General features: G+C 55.5%; 15 protein-coding genes. 8 read left to right on the top strand and 7 right to left on the bottom strand.

The annotated features are described in order from the left end of the window. The first annotated feature begins 24 nt into the window (after positions 1-24). The 3 genes from PSR63_RS03320 (at position 25) to PSR63_RS03310 (ending at position 4,081) form a co-directional block, all read left to right on the top strand. Positions 25-474 (top strand): hypothetical protein, encoded by a 450-nt coding sequence (locus PSR63_RS03320; protein WP_274330730.1) that lies wholly within the window; start codon positions 25-27, stop codon positions 472-474. A gap of 71 nt (positions 475-545) precedes the next feature. Then, entirely contained in the window at positions 546-1,466 is a 921-nt protein-coding gene (locus PSR63_RS03315; RefSeq protein WP_274330729.1) for a DUF1559 domain-containing protein, read from the top strand. Between the two features lie 260 nt (positions 1,467-1,726). Continuing rightward, positions 1,727-4,081, top strand: coding sequence for an alpha/beta hydrolase-fold protein (locus PSR63_RS03310; RefSeq protein WP_274330728.1), 2,355 nt, complete (start codon positions 1,727-1,729; stop codon positions 4,079-4,081). Between the two features lie 136 nt (positions 4,082-4,217). Here the strand turns inward: PSR63_RS03310 and ilvD are convergent, their stop codons facing one another. Beyond that, entirely contained in the window at positions 4,218-5,897 is a 1,680-nt protein-coding gene (gene ilvD, locus PSR63_RS03305) for a dihydroxy-acid dehydratase (protein ID WP_274330726.1), read from the bottom strand. A 235-nt stretch (positions 5,898-6,132) separates the two neighbouring features. Here ilvD and PSR63_RS03300 point away from each other — a divergent pair, with 235 nt between their 5' ends. The 4 genes from PSR63_RS03300 (at position 6,133) to PSR63_RS03285 (ending at position 10,210) form a co-directional block, all read left to right on the top strand. Next, complete coding sequence (locus PSR63_RS03300) at positions 6,133-6,768, top strand: 3-keto-disaccharide hydrolase (RefSeq protein ID WP_274330724.1); 636 nt, start codon at positions 6,133-6,135, stop codon at positions 6,766-6,768. A 12-nt stretch (positions 6,769-6,780) separates the two neighbouring features. After that, positions 6,781-7,401, top strand: coding sequence for an HAD family hydrolase (locus tag PSR63_RS03295; RefSeq protein WP_274330723.1), 621 nt, complete (start codon positions 6,781-6,783; stop codon positions 7,399-7,401). A gap of 113 nt (positions 7,402-7,514) precedes the next feature. After that, on the top strand, positions 7,515-7,979 hold the full coding sequence (locus PSR63_RS03290) for a response regulator (RefSeq protein WP_274330721.1): 465 nt from the start codon (positions 7,515-7,517) through the stop codon (positions 7,977-7,979). Between the two features lie 47 nt (positions 7,980-8,026). Next, positions 8,027-10,210 carry a chemotaxis protein CheA gene (locus PSR63_RS03285; RefSeq protein WP_274330719.1) on the top strand — a complete coding sequence of 728 codons (2,184 nt, stop codon included), beginning with the start codon at positions 8,027-8,029 and terminating at the stop codon, positions 10,208-10,210. On the opposite strand, the gene PSR63_RS03280 is transcribed toward PSR63_RS03285, so the two are convergent. The 5 genes from PSR63_RS03280 to PSR63_RS03260 form a co-directional block, all read right to left on the bottom strand. Further along, positions 10,207-11,712, bottom strand: coding sequence for a PAS domain-containing sensor histidine kinase (locus tag PSR63_RS03280; RefSeq protein WP_274330717.1), 1,506 nt, complete (start codon positions 11,710-11,712; stop codon positions 10,207-10,209). The two genes, PSR63_RS03285 and PSR63_RS03280, sit on opposite strands and share 4 nt — an antisense overlap. A 126-nt stretch (positions 11,713-11,838) precedes the next feature. Further along, positions 11,839-13,149, bottom strand: coding sequence for a xylose isomerase (gene xylA, locus PSR63_RS03275; protein ID WP_274330715.1), 1,311 nt, complete (start codon positions 13,147-13,149; stop codon positions 11,839-11,841). Positions 13,150-13,187: 38 nt separating this feature from the next. Beyond that, complete coding sequence (locus PSR63_RS03270; protein ID WP_274330713.1) at positions 13,188-14,567, bottom strand: sulfatase family protein; 1,380 nt, start codon at positions 14,565-14,567, stop codon at positions 13,188-13,190. Between the two features lie 168 nt (positions 14,568-14,735). Next, a complete protein-coding gene (locus tag PSR63_RS03265) occupies positions 14,736-15,545 on the bottom strand; it encodes an SDR family NAD(P)-dependent oxidoreductase (protein WP_274330711.1) in 810 nt (269 codons plus the stop codon). Positions 15,546-15,663: 118 nt separating this feature from the next. Then, entirely contained in the window at positions 15,664-17,076 is a 1,413-nt protein-coding gene (locus PSR63_RS03260; RefSeq protein ID WP_274330710.1) for a Gfo/Idh/MocA family protein, read from the bottom strand. Positions 17,077-17,546: 470 nt separating this feature from the next. Between PSR63_RS03260 and pyk the strand changes: the two genes are divergently transcribed. Next, positions 17,547-19,007, top strand: a complete 1,461-nt coding sequence (gene pyk, locus PSR63_RS03255) for a pyruvate kinase (protein WP_274330708.1) — start codon at positions 17,547-17,549, stop codon at positions 19,005-19,007. Positions 19,008-19,021: 14 nt separating this feature from the next. Here the strand turns inward: pyk and PSR63_RS03250 are convergent, their stop codons facing one another. Beyond that, positions 19,022-19,561, bottom strand: a complete 540-nt coding sequence (locus PSR63_RS03250; protein WP_274330706.1) for a hypothetical protein — start codon at positions 19,559-19,561, stop codon at positions 19,022-19,024. Between the last annotated feature and the right edge of the window lie 115 nt (positions 19,562-19,676).

Raw genomic sequence — 19,676 nt, 5'->3', positions numbered from 1 at the left:
TCTTCATTCAGATCGAGTTTCCGCATGCCTGTGTCGAAGGACTGGACCAAGCGAATTGATGCTGTAGGACTCATGCTGGTTGTGAGTGTGAGCACTTTGTTGTTAGCCGGCTGTGGGGGTACTGCCGATCCGCTGAATCGTCAGGCAGTCACTGGCGAAGTCACCTTGAGCAATCAGCCGCTGGATACCGGTTCGATCTCTTTCGACCCGCAAGATCGCACCACGGGTCGACCTGGCGGAGCCACGATCCTGGACGGAAAGTTTGCTTTAGATCGCCAGCGGGGATTACCGCCGGGAACGTATACCGTTCGCGTGAACAGTGCCGATGCCAACGAGATGGCGGCAGGCGAGCCTGGTGAGTCACGACGCGCCCTGCCGAAAGAACGCATTCCTTCCAAATGGAATAGCAAGAGCGAACAAACCATTACGGTCGTTGATGGAGAGGAGAATTCGTTTCAATTCGCCATCCCCTAAGCGGCGACAAACACCCACACCTCATCTGCTCCCAAGCTACTACATCTTTTTCCTTCTTTTGGAGCTTTAACGTGGTTCGTCGTATGCGCGCTTTGCGAGGATTTACCCTCGTCGAACTTCTTGTTGTGATTGCCATCATCGGTGTATTGATCGCCTTGCTTCTGCCTGCGGTGCAGCAGGCCCGAGAAGCTGCCCGCCGGATGCAGTGTTCGAATAACCTGAAGCAACTAGGCTTGGCGATCCACAACTATCACGACACGTACATTAACTTTCCTGGCGGTGCCTACGGTTGTTGTTGGGGAACCTGGCAGGTCTCGATCCTGCCGTTCATCGAACAGGACAATCTGTACAGCAACTACAACATTACCGACAAGTACTACGACGATACGGCTCGTTATAGCGGCAGTCAAAATACGGACGTCACCGTGGTCCGGCTGAGCGCGTTATCGTGTCCGAGTGACTCGCCGAACGAACCGTTCGGGACGATCACGTCGCATAACTATGGGGCGAACTTCGGAAACACGGGCTACGCACAAGGCACCGTCAATGGTGTCGAGTTCAAGGGAGCACCATTCAAGTACGTCTCAGACAATGTCGGCTCGGCAGGGTACTTTGGTTTCCGCGACATTACCGACGGCACCGCCAACACCGTATTGTTTGCCGAGAAACTCCAGGCCGAAGGACAAGACCTGCGATCCTATTCCTGGTGGGGCGATGGAAGCTCGGTTTCTGGCTACCTGATGCCAAACTCTTCGGAGCCGGATCGTATTTACAGCGCCAGCTACTGCAATAACTTGCCGCAGAAGAACCTTCCGTGCGATGTTGCCACGTCGAGTGCTCCTTCGATGTTCGCTGCCCGAAGTCGTCATCCCGGCGGCGTGCAGATCGTGCTTTGCGATGGCTCAAGCCGCTTTATTGCCGAAACGATCCAAGTCGATACTTGGCGAAACCTGATGGCATCTCGCGACGGCCAAGTGCTGGGCGAGTTCTAAATCCCCCCCCGAGGCTGCTCTTCTCGACTCTCTTCTAAATCGAGGCAAAGGGGGCACATCCGGTATCAACCGGGTGTTGCCCCCTGTTTTTTTGCCAATGGTGGGAAACGGTAGAACGATCTGTAACGATTTTATTGCCCCTCTGGCAGGTTCCTCGATAATGGTAGTGGGCAGTCGCTTGAGAACCATTGGATGGAGCGGCGTTTGACCTAATCTATAATTTGGAAACGATTTCGCGCCTTTCTCTCTTCCGTGTTTGTATGAAACGACGAACAAGTTCTCTCATCGCATTGGGTGTCATCTGGCTGTGCGTACCTCCGTCGGCCTGGGGCACGATCGTAGAACTCAAGAACGGGATGCGTTTGGAAGGTTCGGTCGGCAAGATCGCCAGCATGAGTGATGACCCACTCAAAACACCCACCGCCGGCGCGGTCGACAACCAGTTGATCGTTCTGGTCGATAACGATCTGAAGCGAACGTTTGTCTCGACTTACCAGGTTCAAGACGTCCAAGAGGCTGCCCCCACGCCGGTTGAGCGGATCAAGATCGATCAGCGGGTAGCCGTTTCCGGACGAAGCGTGCACGCCGTTGGCGAAGGCATTCGAGTGACTCCGTGGGACGAATTCGGTCGCCGAATCTATTCCATGCAAACGGCCCGCGGGCCAGTCGATGTCATCCAGGGCATCACCGAGATCACGCCGGAGTGGACGCGCGTCGAAGGTCTGATGGCCGATAGTCCCTATGTGTGGGACATGCGCATCCGCACCAGCAGCATTCCGCGCGACAAGCTGAGTGAGATTCTGATGCGGCGGATCGACGCCAAGGATGCCGCCCAGCGACTACAGATCGTGCGGCTCTACCTGCAGGCCGAACGCTACCGCGACGCCGCCGCCGAGTTGTCGGCCCTGATGAATGACTTCGAGGACTTGAAGAAGCAGTTCGGCAAGCAATACGAAGAACTCATTCAGCTGAGCGCCACGACCCTGATCGATGAGGTCGAGCTTCGCAAAGATACCGGGCAGCACAATCTGGCCTACGGCATGCTGAACAAGTTTCCCGGCGACAAGGTTGCCAGCTCGACGCTGTTGAAGGTGAAATCGATGCTCACCGAGTATCAGACGGCTTACGAACGCCGCGACAAGATGTTTGGCTTGCTGAAAGAGCACCTGGAAGCGTTTACCGATCCGACCCAGAAGCCGAACGTCGAAGCCGCAATTGCCGAGATGGAAGCCGAGTTGAACATCAACAACATGGATCGGCTGGGGCCTTACCTGCGATTGTCGGACGACCCGTCGTTGAAGCTTGACGAGAAGCTGGCGTTGGCCATCAGCGGTTGGATCCTGGGGCCAAACAGTTCGCAGGAAAACCTGGCTGTCTCGTTGAGCGTTTTTCAGGCCCGTGATCTTGTCAGTGAATACGTCAGCAACCGTAACGATGTCGATCGCCGCGCCATTCTGGAAAAGCTAAAGGGCATGGAAGGTGGTGCACCGGCGTATGTCGCCAAGATCTTGCAGTTCATGAAACCGCCGCTGGGCAATGCCGAGCCAGAGACCGCTTCCGAAATCCCAGGCTATTACCTGATGCGAGTCCCAGGCGTGCCTGGGCGATCCGATTTCTTTTATTACGTTCAGCTGCCGCAAGGATACGATCCCTACCGCAAGTATCCCACGATTGTGACCCTCCACGGAGCCGGTACTACCGCCGAACAGCAGGTCGACTGGTGGGCAGGCTCGCATAGCGAGAAGGCCAAGATCCGCACCGGTCAGGCTGCCCGCAATGGGTACATCGTCATCGCACCGATGTGGGCCGAAGAGCACCAGTTTGAATACAACTATTCCGCCTACGAACATGCGTCTGTCTTGTTCAGCTTGCGGCATGCTCTGCGACACTTCTCGATCGATACTGATCGAGTGTTCCTCAGCGGTCACTCGATGGGAGGAGACGCAGCCTGGGATATCGGCTTGGCCCATCCCGATCTGTGGGCCGGCGTGATTCCGATCGTTGCCAAGGCCGATAAGTACGTCGCACGCTACTGGGAGAATGCCCGGAACGTTTCGCTGTACTTCGTTTGCGGAGAGCTTGATGGGAATAAGCGTGAGGTCAATTCACGCGACTTTGACCGCTACCTGACGAAGACGAACTTCGACACGACCATCGTCGAATATCGCGGTCGAGGGCACGAACATTTTCAGGACGAGATCCAGGATCTTTTTCGCTGGATGGACCTGCACAAACGTGACTTCTTCCCCAAGGAATACGAGGTCGTTTCGATGCGGCCGTGGGACAACTTTTTCTTCTGGCTGGAAGTGAGCGACTTTCCTGAACGCAGCCTGGTGTTGCCGGCCAACTACCCAGAACCGAAGAAAGTTCCGGTGAAGATCGAAGCGAAGGTGCTGGCCACCAATGGTGTTCTGATCAAAAGTGGCACCGGCAAAGCCAACATTTATTTGACGCCGGACATCGTCAACTTCGACGAGCGGATGACCGTCACCTACGACGGACGCAATTACGGCAACAACGTAACGCCATCGACCGAAGTTATGCTGGAAGATGCCCGGACCCGGGCAGACCGCTTGCATCCATTTTGGGCGAAGGTCGATACGAACGATCGGTGACCGTGATGGCGACGGAGACGGTCGCGTAAAGTGAGTCGCAAAAGAAAGAGCTGTTCCGCAAACATCTTGCAGAACAGCTCTTCATGGTTCGCGAGTGCATCGTTCACGACAATGGATGCCGTTGACGAGATCTAGCTTACTCGTCGGTCACGCAACCTTCGGAAGCGCTCTTCACGTTCTTGATGTACTTGTACAGCGTACCTCGCTTCACCTTGTAAGGTGGAGCGGTCCAGGCCGCTTTGCGCTTGGCCAGTTCTTCTTCGGGAACTTCCAGATCGATCACACGTTTGTCGGCGTCGATCGTGATGATGTCGCCGTCCTGGGCCAGAGCGATCGGGCCGCCCACCTGGGCTTCGGGGGTAACGTGTCCGACGATGAAACCGTGCGAACCACCGGAGAAGCGTCCATCGGTCAGCAGGGCCACGTCGGCACCCAGACCGGCACCCATGATGGCCGAGGTGGGGGTCAGCATTTCTGGCATGCCAGGTCCACCCTTCGGGCCTTCGTAGCGAATCACAACCACGTCTCCCTTGACGATCTTCTTATCTTCCAAGGCGTGCAGCATGTCTTCTTCGGAATCGAACACCTTGGCCGGACCGCTGAACTGAAGACCTTCCTTACCGGTGATCTTGGCGACAGCACCTTCTGGAGCCAAACTGCCGAACAGCATCTGCAAGTGGCCGGTCTTCTTGATGGGGTTCGACAAGGTGTGTACGATGTCCTGGCCTTCGGTCAGGTCAGCCGTTTCGGCACAGTTCTCAGCAAGCGTCTTACCGGTGACGGTCAGGCAGTCGCCGTTGAGTAGGCCTTCCTTCAAGAGGTACTTCATCACGCCGGGCGTGCCGCCGATCTTGTGCAGGTCTTCTTGCACGTACTTTCCGCTTGGCTTGAAGTCGGCCAGCATCGGCACGCGATCGCTGACGGCCTGCCAGTCTTCCAAGCCCAGGTCGATATCGACACTGCGGGCCATGGCAATCAAGTGCAGCACGGCATTGGTCGAGCCACCCAGGGCCATGACAATGACCATGGCATTTTCAAAAGCTTCGCGCGTCATGATGTCGCGCGGCTTGATGTCTTTCTCCAGCAGGTTGCGAATGGCGGCACCGGCTCGGTGGCACTCGTCGATCTTGCCGGGGTCTTCGGCTGGGATACTGGCCGAGAAGGGGAGGGACATGCCCAATGCTTCAATGGCGGAAGCCATCGTGTTAGCCGTATACATCCCGCCGCAAGCACCGGCACCAGGACACGACTTGCGAACGATCTCCTTACGTTCGTCTTCGGAAATCGTACCGGCCAGGTATTGGCCGTAGCACTGGAACGCCGAGACGACGTCCAGCTTATCGCCATTGCGATGACCAGGCTTAATGGTCCCGCCGTAAACCATCAGGGATGGACGGTTGAGTCGCCCCATGGCGATCAAGCAGCCTGGCATGTTCTTGTCGCAGCCAGGGATGGCAACCAAGGCGTCGTACCATTGGCCACCCATGATCGTTTCGATCGAGTCGGCGATCAGGTCGCGGGACTGAAGCGAGAAGCTCATCCCTTCGGTACCCATCGAGATCCCATCGCTCACGCCGATGGTATTGAATCGCATGCCGACCAGGTCAGCAGCCACAACGCCTTTCTTGACCTCTTCGCCCAGCTTGTTGAGGTGCATGTTACAGGTATTGCCTTCGTACCAAACGCTGCAGATACCGACTTGAGCCTTTTGCATGTCCTCGTCAGTCATCCCTGTTCCATACAACATGGCCTGGGACGCACCTTGGCTTTTCGGTTGAGTGATACGCGAGCTGTACTTGTTCAGGGGCTGAGACACGCGAAGGTTCCTGCTTCATACTAGAGGGGCGAGAGTCATCAATAAGGAATCCGTTATTCTAGCCAGACAAGCGAAATGCCGCCAGGATCGTCAGGAATTGCGTAAAAACTGCCTTAACCATGCAAATACAGGCATTTCTGCTCTGACCTGAGGGGGGGCGTTGAGGTAAAATTGGCTGTTAGGCCACACCTTTCCAACTCATCCGTGCGACCCACCTCGGGAGCCCTCCGCGAGTATGAAGATCAATTTCCTGCTGCTTGTCTGCCTGCTGACGCTGGGTATGACTTCGATTGTCGTCGCCGAGACCGACGAAGATTTGCTATTCAATCAAGATTCGTTTGCCGGCTGGGAAGGTAATCTCGACTGGTTCCGCATCGAGAATGGGGCCGTGGTGGCTGGGCGTTTGGATCAAGATATCCCACGCAATGAGTTTCTTTGCACCGAACAAGAGTTCGCCGACTTCGAGTTGACCCTGGAAGCCAAGCTGGTAGGGGATGGCAAGAACGCTGGCGTCCAGTTCCGCAGCAAGCGAATTCCTGATCACCACGAAGTCATTGGCTATCAGTGCGACATCGGTTGGTCCGGCGATAAACCAATTTGGGGTGCTCTCTACGACGAGTCACGCCGCCGCAAGTTCCTGGTTGAAGGCGACGCGGAAAAGTTGAAGAAGACGCTTGCCGACAAGGAGTTTGTCCCGCTCAAGATTCGAGCCCAAGGCAAGCACATTCAGATCTGGGTCGGCGATGTCAAAACGGTCGACTATCATGAACCGGACGACAACATTCCCCAGTCAGGCATTATCGGTCTGCAGATTCATTCCGGACCGAAGTGCGAAGCCTGGTATCGCAACATTCGTTTGAAGAAGTTGTAAGCAGCGGCGGAAATGAGTTCCACCCTCGAGTTCTTTTACTTCGATCTGGGCAAGGTGCTGCTCGACTTCGATCACGAGATCGCTTGTCGACAATTGGCCGATGTTCTTGAAACGAGCGCCGAATCCATTCGCAGCGATGTCTTTCACTCGGGTCAGCAGTGGAAGTACGAGCGGGGCGAGATCACGACGCTGGATCTGCACCAGTGGCTGTGCGATCGGTACGATGTGGAGGCCAAGCTGGAAGATGTTTGCCATGCGGCCTCGCATATCTTCCACCCGATTCCCGGCACCATTGAAATTGCCGCAGCCTTGCATGCTGCCGGCAAGCGGATGGGAATCCTATCCAACACGTGCGACGCTCACTGGGAATATTGCCTGGGGAAGCCGTTTCCCTTTCTGGATGACTACTTCCCGATTCACGCGCTCAGCTTTCGGCTCGGGACGATGAAGCCTGATCCCGAGATTTACCTCAAAGCAGCCGCGTTATGTGATGTCTCTCCCGAAAAAATCTTCTTCGTGGACGATCGTGAGGAAAATGTCGCTGGTGCGGCTGATGCGGGTTATGACGCCGTATTGTTCACCAGTCCGGCCGACTTGCGTGAAGCATTGAACACTCGCGGCATTCCGTTCTAAGCGTTTGCCGATTAGATGCCGCGCTTCCTCTAGGTGTTGGCTTGCTGATCACAAATCACGTCCTACCCTTGCCAAGAATAGTTTTGCGCTTTGCAAGAGAAGTGGGGCAGGATATGACAACGATTTCATCCAGTAGCGATAAACAGGTGCTTCACGTCGACGACGATGATGTCTTCCTGAAGATTGCCAACCATCGCTTAACCAAGGAAGGTTACCAGGTCACGTCGCTGGTCAGGCCAGAACAGGCTCTGAAGCACTTGCTGAACTCCAACTGCCGGGTCTGCATCCTCGATATCGATATGCCCCGCGTGAACGGTTTGGATTTGCTGCAAGAGATCAAGGCCTACGACGGGGGTATTCAGGTCATCATGATGACCGGCCTGGTTTCGCAGATGACGGTCTTGGAATCGCTACGCGGCGGAGCGGAAGCATGCTTTTTCAAGCCAATGCCTGACTTTACTCCATTGATGGAAACCTTGGACGCCACGTTCGTCAAGGTCGAGCGTTGGTGGCGATGTCTGCATGAACTGAAGAATCGACGAGCAAGCGAATTGAATACTGCCGGATCTTCGCAGTAAGCCTGAATCCTGACGTATTCGCTTAGCCAGCAACCTTGAGACTCAACATGACCACGACCGTAGACTCAAACGACGAACTTCTTTTAGCGTTTATCGATGAATCGCTTCACTCGATTCATGGACTCGCTGATCAGATTACCGCGTACTTGCACAATCCGGGCAACTCGGATCCGATCAATGGCGTATTTCGAACGGTCCACTCCATCAAAGGAAACGCTGGTTTCTTTGGTTTGTCGGTCATCAAGAAGTTCGCCCATTCGGTCGAAAATACACTCGACGACATCCGCAACCAAAAGCTGGCGCTTACCGAAGATCTCAATCGTGCGCTGATCGATTCGTTCGATCGAATCAATGGGCTTTTGCAGGAAGTCGAGCAAAACGATATTCGTGATGAACTCTCGACCGAGGAAGTCTCGCTTCTGGAACGCATTGCCGAGTTGTCACTTGACTCGGAAGGTGGCTGCTCCAGCGAAGAGGCAATGCTCAAAGAGCTGCACTCACTCGCTCAAGAGATGAACGCCGCTGGCTTCCCCGAATCGCTGCGTTGGTCGGATAAACTGGCGCAGCTCATCGGTAGCTCGGATGAAGAAGCCGAGGCGGAAGAAGGTTCTGCCCTGGACCCCAAGGACGTGCTGGCCGGACGTTTTGAAGTCGGTGGGGAAGACATTTCGACCCTGGTTCAGAGCGTCGGCGAGGCGTTTGTATGGCCGGAAGATGGTGGCTGGAACGATGATCGTTCGGCCCTGGTTCTGGATCGCCTGGCAGACTTTGCGATGATTTGTCGTGCCAACGGAGACACGAGCGATCAGGAAAAGCTCGAAGCGGCCCTCAAGGATTTCAAAGTCATTTACCAAAGTCCGATCGGTGTCGACGAAGGACTTCTTTCGGTTGTTTGGGCAAACGTTGCCGCTGTCATCGAACGACTCAGCCCAGCAAAAGAGCCAGCCGAAGCGGCTCCGGCAGCGAAAGAGTCGACGCCCGAGGCTGCCGCGTCTGAATCCCCTGCAGCCCAACAAGCCAAACGGGCTCGCTCGATTCGCGTCAACGAAAATCACCTCGATCGCTTCCTGGATGACGTCTCCGCATTGTTCATTACCTGCGAACGATTGAAGGACGTGCAGTGCCGGATGGCCGTGTCGGAATCGATCGGCGAATTGGTTGAAGAACTGCGTCAAATCAACGTCACGTTCTCGACCCAAGCCAACGAACTGCAAAAGAGTGTCGTTTCGCTACGGAAAGTCCCGGTACGAGGCCTGCTATCGAAGTTTCCTCCGATGGCTCGCAAGTTGGCCGGCGACCTGGGTAAGAAGATCGATGTTCATATCGAAGGCGACGAAGTCGAAGTCGATAAGTCGTTGATCGAAGACCTCGACTCGCCGCTGACGCACATGATTCGCAACGTGGCCGACCATGCCATTGAAACGCCTCAACAGCGAGTGGAACGTGGTGTGGGCGAAACGGGTAACTTGTGGATCAAGGCCGAGACAACTCGTACTCATGTCGTGATCACCATTCGAGACGATGGGCGTGGTATCGATGCCAGCCGCATTCGTCAGAAGGCCATCGACAAACAGATCATGCCAGTCGAACAGCTTCAGGCAATGCCGGACGCTGAGGTCATCGACTTGGTTTTCCACCCAGGGTTTTCGACCGCCGAAAAGATTACCGACGTTTCCGGTCGTGGTGTGGGCATGGATGTGGTGCGAACCACGATTCGCGACCACGACGGCGAGGTACATGTCGAGTCGGCTGTAAACCAAGGCACTACGTTTACGATCGAAATTCCGATTCGTCAGGCCGTGCTGGTGATCGAAGGGTTGCTGGTCGGTGTCGATCAAGAACAGTTTGTGATCCCATTCGAAAACATCCGCGAAGTGATGGAAATCGATACTCGCGAGATTAAGACCTGCCACGGTCTGCCGATGGCGGTTGTTCGTGGGCAGACGGTCTCGGTCGTGTCGCTGGCCGACCAGATGGAACTCGGATCGGCCGAACGCTGGGAAGACAAGTCGAAGCACGCCGCGGTCTTGGTCGCCGGAAAGCAAGGGGCCGCATGCTTCCTGGTCGATCGCGTGATCGGCAAGCGGAAAGTGGTCGTCAACGATCTGCAGAACGTACTGGAAAACTGCAATCGGATCAGTGGTGTCGCCCAACTAGGTGGCGGACGGTTGTCCTTGGTGATCAGCGTTCCGGAAATCATCAAATCGATGGTGCCCAGCACGGTGGCCTAGTCGCTGTCAATAAAGTCACCCAGGGGAAGCGAGACGGTGATCGTTGTTCCCTTGCCTGGGAACGTATCGATCTGGGCCATGCCCCCCAGCAAACTGGCGCGTTCGTGGATCCCCGAGATACCGCAGCGTCTGGGATCGACTTTGTCGGGGGCGAAGCCACATCCTGCGTCGGATATCTCCAGCACAATCGTTTTGTTCTCTTGCTGGATGGAAACGCGGACTCCATTGGCACCGCTATGTTTGCGGGCATTGTTCACACCTTCTTGCACGGTGCGATAGATGGCCATTTCCAGTGATGGAGCAAGCCGGTCAAATTGAACGGAATGTTCAAAGTCGACCACGAAGCCTTCTTCCGTCATGCGCGTGACGATGTCGTCAAGCGCCGCAATGACTCCGCCTTGCTCCAGGCTCAGCGGTCTGAGGCCATTGAGCAGTCGACGAATCTCACCAATCGCGTCGGAGAGGAACTCCGTCCCGCGCATGAGTTCCTCTCGGCCATCCGCTTCCGCAGGAATGAAGCTGAGGCCTGTTTCCATAAACATCAACGCGCCCGTCATATCTTGGACCACGCCATCATGAATTTCGTAGGCGATCAGGCGCCGGTCTCGTTCATTGGTGTCGAGCAACCGTCGCAGGGCCCGACGGTCTCGCAAGATTTCTTCTTCCCGTTGCTTGCGAACACTAATGTCCAGGAAGCAGGCCAACAGGGCAGGGCGGCCAGCGAAGGTGATTCGATCGAGGTAGACGGCGGCCCACCAGATGTCGTCTTCCGCCGTTTTCAGTTTCATCGTCATGCCCCGGATCGGGATATTGTTGGCAACCTTTTCGATAAGGGCCTGACGCTGAGCAGGGTCGGCGTAGAAATCACCGGTGATCTGCTCCTGGAGTGTTTCGTAGGGAGTCTTGAATGTTTCGGCCAACGCGTGGTTACCTGATAAGACCCGGCCAGTCTCCATGTCAGAGATCACCACCGGTACAGGCGTCATCTCGACCATGGTGCGAAAACGCTCGTCGCTTTCGCCCAGTTCCGCTTCGATCTTCTCCTTGCTTTCCTGCAAGGCATCTACCACGTCTTGCTCGTCGGTGGCATCGAAGGTAACTCCCACAACCTTTTTCTTTCCATCAGGAGTTGTGAGAGGGGCATAGCGAACTTGTTGAACGGTATTTGAGGCTAAACTACGAACCCTCAGTTTCTGCGTCTTTCCTTCTCTCAGAACGCGTTCAATCGCCTCGCCCAGGGTTACGCCGTCTTCCTCAGAAACGAAGTCGCGGATATTGTGACCGACGATTCGATCGTAGTGCTCGGTCGGAAAGTAATTGACGTAGGTCAGTTCGCCATCCGGTTCAATGGCGACGATGTATACTGGTGCTGAGCAAATGAGATTCTCGAGTTCCGCGTTGCGCTTGCGTAGTTGCTTGTTCTCGAGCTCGATATCGGCAGCCTTCCAGGCCCGTGTTTCCGCTGTTTCCCCGCGGTAGCAGCTGTCTTTCTCTGGTTGCACGTCTGGGCCCTCCGCCGATAAGAATCGGGGCCACAAAAAAAAATGGATTGCCGCCCCGGTGGATGGCAATCCATTTTAGTGATTCAAGCGGCCACAAATAGGCCAGTATTCCACCGTTTGCGGTGATTACAGGTACATGTTGAAGATGTGTTCCAACAGTTCCTGGCGACCACTGGAGTTCGGACTGGCTTCGCCTTTTTCGAGCATGTAAGCTTCGAGCGTCTTGAAGTCGTGCTTGTCGGCTTCGATATCGGCACCGACGCCGCTGTCCCAGCTCGAGTAGCGATCTTTGACGAAATCGGCCAGCTTGCCATCGGCACGAATCGCCGCAGCGATCTTCAGACCCTTGGCAAATGCATCCATACCACCGATGTGAGCATAGAACAGGTCGATTGGCTCGAAGCTTTCGCGGCGAACCTTAGCGTCGAAGTTCACACCACCGCTGCCCAGACCGCCATACTTCAGAATCGAAAGCATGCACTCGGTCGTCAGGTAGTAGTTGGTGGGGAACTGGTCCGTATCCCAGCCCAACAGCAGGTCACCGGTGTTGGCATCGATCGAACCCAGAATATCGTTCATGCCGCAGTACTCCAGTTCGTGCTGCATGGTATGACCGGCCAGCGTAGCGTGGTTGGTCTCGAGATTCATCTTGAAGTGATCGTCCAGACCATACGACTTGAGAAACGCCAGGCAGTTGGCCGAATCGAAGTCGTACTGGTGCTTGGTCGGTTCTTTCGGCTTCGGTTCAATCATGAACTGACCGGTGAAGCCAATTTCCTTGGCGTAATCGACGGCCATGTGCAGGAACTTGCCGAGGTGATCGAGCTCACGCTTCATGTCGGTGTTGAGCAGGTTCTGGTAACCTTCGCGACCACCCCAGAACACGTAGCCCTCGCCACCGAGTCGCTTGGTGACTTCCATGGCTTTCTTCACGCTGCATGCCGAGTAAGCGAACACGTCGGCGTTGCAACTGGTCGCGGCACCATGCATGAAGCGAGGATTGCTGAACATGTTGGCCGTGCCCCACAGCAGCTTGATGCCGGTACGTTCTTGTTCGGCTTCCAGTGCGTCGACCACGGTGTCGAAGTTCTTGTAGGTTTCCTTCAGGTTGGCACCTTCGGGGGCAACGTCGCGATCGTGGAACGCATAGTAAGGCGCGCCCAGCTTTTCGATGAACTCGAAAGCCACCTTCACGCGATTGACGGCGTTCTCGACCGAGTCGGTGCCATCGTCCCAAGGACGAACCGCCGTGCCAGGACCGAAAGGATCGGCACCGGTTCCGCGGAACGTGTGCCAGTAGGTCACACTGAAGCGGAAGTGCTCCTTCATGGTCTTGCCTTCGACCACTTCATCCGGGTTGTACCAACGAAAAGCCAGCGGATTACGCGACTCGGGGCCTTCGTATTCGATCTTTCCAACTTCAGGAAAAGCAGTCATGGTTCTTTCCAAACAAAAAGGGGTGTGAAGTTTTACTCTTAAAGTTCGAGTTGGGAATCGGCGAACACCATTTCCTTCTGGTGCTGCTCGATCACTTTTTGAATCGACTCGATGACCTCAGGGTTCTCCTTGGCCAGGTTCCTCGATTCGCCGGGGTCTTCTTCCAGTTGGTAAAGCAGCGGTGGGTTATGAACTTCTGCTTTCGGTTGACCATATCCGGTTTGGGTCTTGAGATGCATCTTCCACGGGCCGACGCGAACCGCCATCAATTCGTAACCTCGATAATAGAATAGGGCCTCGCGGTTACTCTTGCCGGTTTGCTTGAGGACTGGAGTCAGGTCGTAGCTGTCGAGTTTGCGATCGGATGGTAGCGGCAGTCCGGCCAGCGACGTAAAGGTCGCCATCAGGTCCATCGTGCTGCCGACATCCGCGGTGACTTCGGCCGCGGGAATGGTTTTCGGCCACCAGAAAATGGTGGGTTCTCGCATGCCCCCGTCAAAGGTGCTGCCCTTGCCGTCACGTAGCGGACCAGCCGACCCGCCGTGATCATCGAAGATCAGCCAAGGGCCATTGTCACTGCAGAAGACGACCAGCGTGTTCTCGTCGAGGCCTGTGTCGCGTAGCTTCTGCAAGACCTGCCCGACGCTCCAGTCGATCTCTTCGATGACGTCGCCGTAGTATCCGCGACGGCTCACTCCTTCAAATTCCGGCGAGCGGAACAGAGGGATATGCGGCATCGAATGAGCCAGGTAGACGAAGAATGGTTTGTCCTGGTTCTGCTCGATGAATTTGATGGTTTCTTCGGTGTACCGCCGGGTAATCGTCGTCTGATCGGCGGGACGCTCGATGATCTCTTCGTTCCGCATCAAAGGAACGTTGAAGTATTCGCTCTTGGGCTCCCAGAACGACTTGCGACCCTTGGGGGCCGAACTGATCCGGTCCATGTCGTTCGAGTAAGGAATACCGAAGTAGTAATCGAACCCGTTATTGGTTGGCAGATATTGCTTGTGATGTCCCAGGTGCCACTTGCCAATGCAAGCGGTCGCGTAGCCACCATCATGCAGTGCTTCGGCGATCGTGACTTCTTCGGCCGGAAGTCCTCCCTTCGAGTTCGGGAACAACACGCGCCGCGTATTGCTGCACATGCCACTGCGGCATGGCAATCGGCCGGTCATCAACCCGGCACGGCTAGGAGTGCATACCGAAGCAGCGACGTAGAACTGGGTGAACTTCATCCCTTCGGTCGCCATCTGATCGAGATGCTTGGTGCGAATCGTGGGATTGCCAAAGCAACCTAAGTCACCGTAGCCCAGGTCGTCGCAGAAGATCACGACGAAGTTCGGCTTCTTGGGTTGGGAATCGTCTTGAGCGTTAACAAAATCAGCGCAGCACGTCGTGACGATTGCAAGCAGGAGCAAGCGCCAGCCCGAATGGGAGAAGTGATAAACCATGAGGCAACTCGGCAGATTAGTTGAATAGCGATTGAGGCAAGGTAGGTGATGTGCATCATACGCCCTTGCCGGGGGTGATTCAACCAATCGAACTCCCACGGATCTTAGAAATTTTCCAAAGGGTTTCGACGAGCGTCACGAGGACGTAAATCGTCGTAAAACCCAGTCCCCCCAGGCTCCAGATAGTTGAGCAATGGCAAATAGAAGTCGCGCCTTGCCTGGAACTACTATCTCGGTCTGACGTTTTTCACAGCCTTTGAGGACCCTTTCGGCAAGCGTTTGAGGATCGATCGTTTTGAGCTTCACGCCAGCCCCTGGCTTTGAAGCCGTATCAGGCAAGTCGGTTGTCTGCAGGGTATAGCGCGTTCCGGCGTCTTCGCGAGCAATGGGGCCAGGGCAAACGAGCATCACGTGGATGCCGGCATTGGCCATTTCAAGACGCAACTGATGATTGAGCCCTGCCAGAGCGAACTTGGAGGTGGCATAGGGACCCATGAACTTGGCAGCACTTTTTGAGGCCAACGAGCCCATGTTAACGATGTGTCCCTGAGAAGCTTCCAACAGCGGTTTGGCTGCTTGAATGCAGCGAACGGCCGACAGGACGTTCAAATCGTACGAGCAAAGAAACTCGTCAATCGAGGTATCGCAAACAAGTCCGCGCGAACTGACGCCGGCGATATTGAACAAGGCGTCGAGTTTGCCGTACTTCTGTTGGACTTCATCCAGAAGCTGTACCACGTCATCGTCGTTGGTTACGTCGGTCGGTACGCAGAACGTTTGCTTGCCGTCCGCATCGAGTTGGGTAGCCGCCGCGCTGAGCTTCTGCTGGTCCCGTGCCGCCAGCACGACGTGGCATCCCTGGTCGATGAGTTGCTGAGCAAGGACTTTTCCGAAACCTTGCGAGGCTCCGGTCACCACCGCGACTTTATCCTTCCAATATGTCACCGTTGTCGTTCTATGTCGTTATTAAGTTGCGTGATCTTCGGGTTGGCATGCCAAACAAAAGCCCCTGATCCGATCAAGACGAACCAGGGGCTAGGGGAGTGCATGATGGGAGTTGTGATTATACGGTCACTTCGTAACCTTGGCGAGCTTTCCTTGTTTGCATCGCGTTGGCTTGGTCATCACCCAGGATCTGCTCGCTCTTCGGATCCCACTTCAGCGACCGATTCAAGCGAATGGCGATGTTCGACAGGTGACACGTGGTCAAGGCTCGATGGTGGGTAAACACGTCGGAAATTGGCAGCTTCCGCGTCTTCACACACTCAAAGAAGTTGGCCATGTGAGCATTCCGGGCCGCAGGCATCTTGCCGCCGTAAATCTCGGCGATGGCATTTTCCGGCAGCGGGTTTTCTTTCAGTTCTTCGACCGGAGCACCCGCGATCTTGCCGCGGTTGACCAGGAATCGGCCCTTGGTTCCGGTAAACATGATCCCGTTGCCGAAGCCCAGCTCAGCCTGGTGCGAGTCCTTGATGTCCATCACCACGCCGTTGTCGAAGGTCGCTTTGACGTGGAAGTTGGTCGCACAGTTGTAGCGGTCATCTTGAACCGGCATACCGTCTTTGAAGTCGACCGGATGCTTGGCGTAAATCGGTTCAATCGAGGTTGGGCCCTGTCCGTCGCCACTCTGACCGATGCCCCATTGGGCAATGTCGACGTGGTGAGCACCCCAGTCGGTCAGCTTGCCGCCAGAGTATTCATACCACCAGCGGAATTCGTAGTGGCAGCGCGTCTTGGTCTGGTTGCCTTCTTTCGCCCAGCGATAGTCGACCAGCGGCGCCTGGCCCAGCCACTTTTCCCAGTTCAATCCATTGGGAACATCGACGACTGGAATCGAGTTGCTGGTCGGCGAGCCACCAATCGCGACGGCTACGTGCTGAACATCACCGATGCGGCCAGCCTGAATCAAAGCGATTGCCTGGAGGAACCGCAGGCCCATTTCACTTCGCTGCTGCGTACCAACCTGGAAAACGCGACCGGTTTCCTTGGCGACCTGACAGATCTTCTTACCTTCATCGATGGTCAGCGTCAGCGGCTTTTCGCAGTAAACGTCTTTGCCGGCCTTCATCGCTTCGATGGCAATCTTGGAATGCCAATGGTCGGTGGTCACGATGGTGACGATTTCGATATCGTTGCGCTCGAGAATCTTCTGGTAGTCCTCGTAGACATCGACGTCGCGCTGAACACCCTTTTTCGATTGGGTGTCCATGACTCTCTTCTTCGCACCATTGGCGTGGTTGGCGTCGACATCACACACGGCAACGACGTCACCCAGTTGCATCGCATTGGGGCCGACGGCGTTCCAGCGGCTACCGGTACCAATGCAGCCGACCAATGGTCGGTCGTTCGATTCACTCGACTTTTGCTCGTCAGCCAGGGCGCTTTGACTGGTGAAGATATAAGGAACGGAGACCGCAGCAGCCGTTGCAGCTGAAGTTTTCAGAAAGGATCGTCGATCGGAAGGGCGTGGACTCAAAGCGGAAGCTCCCAAGGTGAAAGGATGGAAAAGTAGACCGTGTAGACTGCGCGTAACCGCAGACATTCAAGTGGCGAATCCCCTTGCATGGGCACAAGGGGGTGAGGGCCTGACTTATGGTTCAGGTAATGGGGTTAGGGTTTTTATAATAGCCTCTTGCGCGTATGTGTACTACAAAAAGTCAAAAAATGGGCCGACTTCATCTTTCCCCGCAATCTTCTCGGGGTATTCAACAAGGAAAAACAGTTCCCGTAAGCGGCCCTCTAGGTGGAAACCGTGCCCCTTATGCGCAAAGGATATAAGTTTCTCAAATGAAATGAGCCTCAAAGTGAGAAAAATCCACGCTGTATGGGCATACGCAATGGTTAAGGATTCTCAAAACCCCATCGTCATCTGCTAAACGATGGGCTAGATTTATGCGTGTCGTTCTCTTTACTTCTTGCACTCACGATTTAACTGGCAACGAAGCTATGTCCGCTGCTCGAATCTTTCCGAACCGTGCTCGCACGAAAATCGTGGCCACTGTTGGTCCGGCTTGCCGTACCCCTGAGATGCTGGAAGAACTGATCCTCGCCGGCGTGGATGTGTTCCGTGTGAACCTTGCCCACGGCGACTTGAAGGATCACTCCGAAGTCGTACGTAACATCCGTGCGATCAGCGAAAAGGTCGGTCGCCCGATCGCCGCGCTGGCTGACCTTTCCGGTCCCAAGATTCGATTGGGCACCTTGCCTGAAGATATCGTGCATTGCCACGAAGACGAGATTTATACTTTCGTCCGAGGCGAAAATAGCTCCGAACCCAAAACCCTGACTTGCAACTACGAACCACTGATCGACGAGTTGGAAGTTGGTAACGACGTGATGCTCGCGGACGGTACGGTCATGATGAACGTGATCGAGAAGACTGCCGACACCGCGACCTGCAAAGTTGTTCAGGCTGGTCCGATCCGCAGCCGCCAGGGGATTAACCTTCCCGGCACCAAGCTCAGCGTTGAAGCGCTGACCCCTCAAGACATTGAACACGTGAAGTGGGCCGCCGAGAACGATCTCGACTACGTGAGCCTGAGCTTTGTTCGTTCAGCGGACGATCTGCGTCACCTGCGTGACCTGTTGATGCAGCACGAATCGCGTGCATTCATCATTGCCAAGATCGAAAAGCGTGAAGCACTCGACAACCTCGAAGAGATCGTTCGCGAGTCGAACGGCGTGATGGTTGCTCGTGGTGACTTGGGCGTCGAAATCGACGTCGCCGAAGTGGCTGCTTCGCAGAAGCTGATCGTTTCGACCTGCTCGCGAATCGGTCGCCCGGTGATCGTGGCGACGCAGATGCTCGACAGCATGACAACCTCTAACCGTCCGACCCGTGCCGAAGCGACTGACGTGGCAAACGCCATCTTGGATGGTGCTGATGCATGTATGCTTTCGGGCGAAACGGCCGTGGGTGTTCACCCCGTGGCCGTGGTGAAGATGATGAACCGCATCATGCTGGCCACCGAAAAGATGTGGATGGACGAACGCGGACCGGCTCGCAAGATCGACAATCGCGTTGCTCAGGTGCACCCCATCACTCAGGCCGTTGTTTCCGGTGCATCGATTACCGCCGAGCACCTGGATGCCAAGCTATTGGTCACTGCAACGCGAACTGGTGGTACGGCACTAACGAAGGCCAAGCTTCGCGACGCGATTCCTACGATCAGCGTGAGTGACTCCGACGCAGCACTTCGCCGCATGTGCTTGTACTGGGGTGTTACTCCGATTGCCAATGCACCCGTGCACAACGGCATTCAGCTGCGTCGCTTCATCGACCAGTGGGGACTTTCCAACGGCTACCTGGAAGAAGGTGACCGCGTGGTCTTCATCACCGGTGGCGGTATCATGCAGTCGGCCGAATACATCGTGGTGGTTCACCGCGTTGAAAAGCCGCAGGACTAGAATCGGGACGATTTCTAATCGATCGCTTGCGAGTACTCGCCTTGGCGGGCTGATACCAGCGACCGCCAGGCATTCTCGATCAAGTTGCTCAGCACAAAGCAGCCCATACCGGTCAGTGCTGCGCCGCTCACCAGGCAGACGCCCATCACGGCGTAGTTGAACTGCTGCGGCGGGACCCAGGTGCTGCTCACCGCTCCAATAATCGCCCCGGTCAACGTGGCTTGGCTCACTAGGCGGATCTGCCAGGGAGAAAGCCCGGTCCGCTCGGCCAGGTTAGGTGACTTCCATTTGCGGCTGCGTGCTGTTGGCGGGCTGGGTGGTGTCTCTTGCTGGTCGCGATGTCTCTTGCGTTGATGTCCCAGTCGATGGCTGAGATACGAAGCTCCCAGGTGCACCAGCACGACGATCAGAAACAAAACCGTCATATAAGCGGCAAAAGGACCGACCAGGCGAAGGATGGCGAACACCACGCCACACAACGCTAAAAGCCAAGCCATTGCCCAGAGAGAAAACCTGGGTGGCGACTGAAAAGCAAAGTCAGAATTACTAGCCATACGCAACAATCCCTTCTCAACGCAAAACGTTTGCGTCTGGTTTATCGTACCGAAGGTATCGCATCTGGCAAATTGAAAGCGAGAAGTTGGCCCATGACAGGGGGCTTCCTGCCAC

The sequence above is a fragment of the Bremerella sp. P1 genome, from assembly GCF_028748185.1.
Classification (GTDB): domain Bacteria; phylum Planctomycetota; class Planctomycetia; order Pirellulales; family Pirellulaceae; genus Bremerella.
The sequence above is the reverse complement of the archived record's forward strand: the minus strand, read 5'-3'. Positions and strand labels throughout refer to the sequence as shown.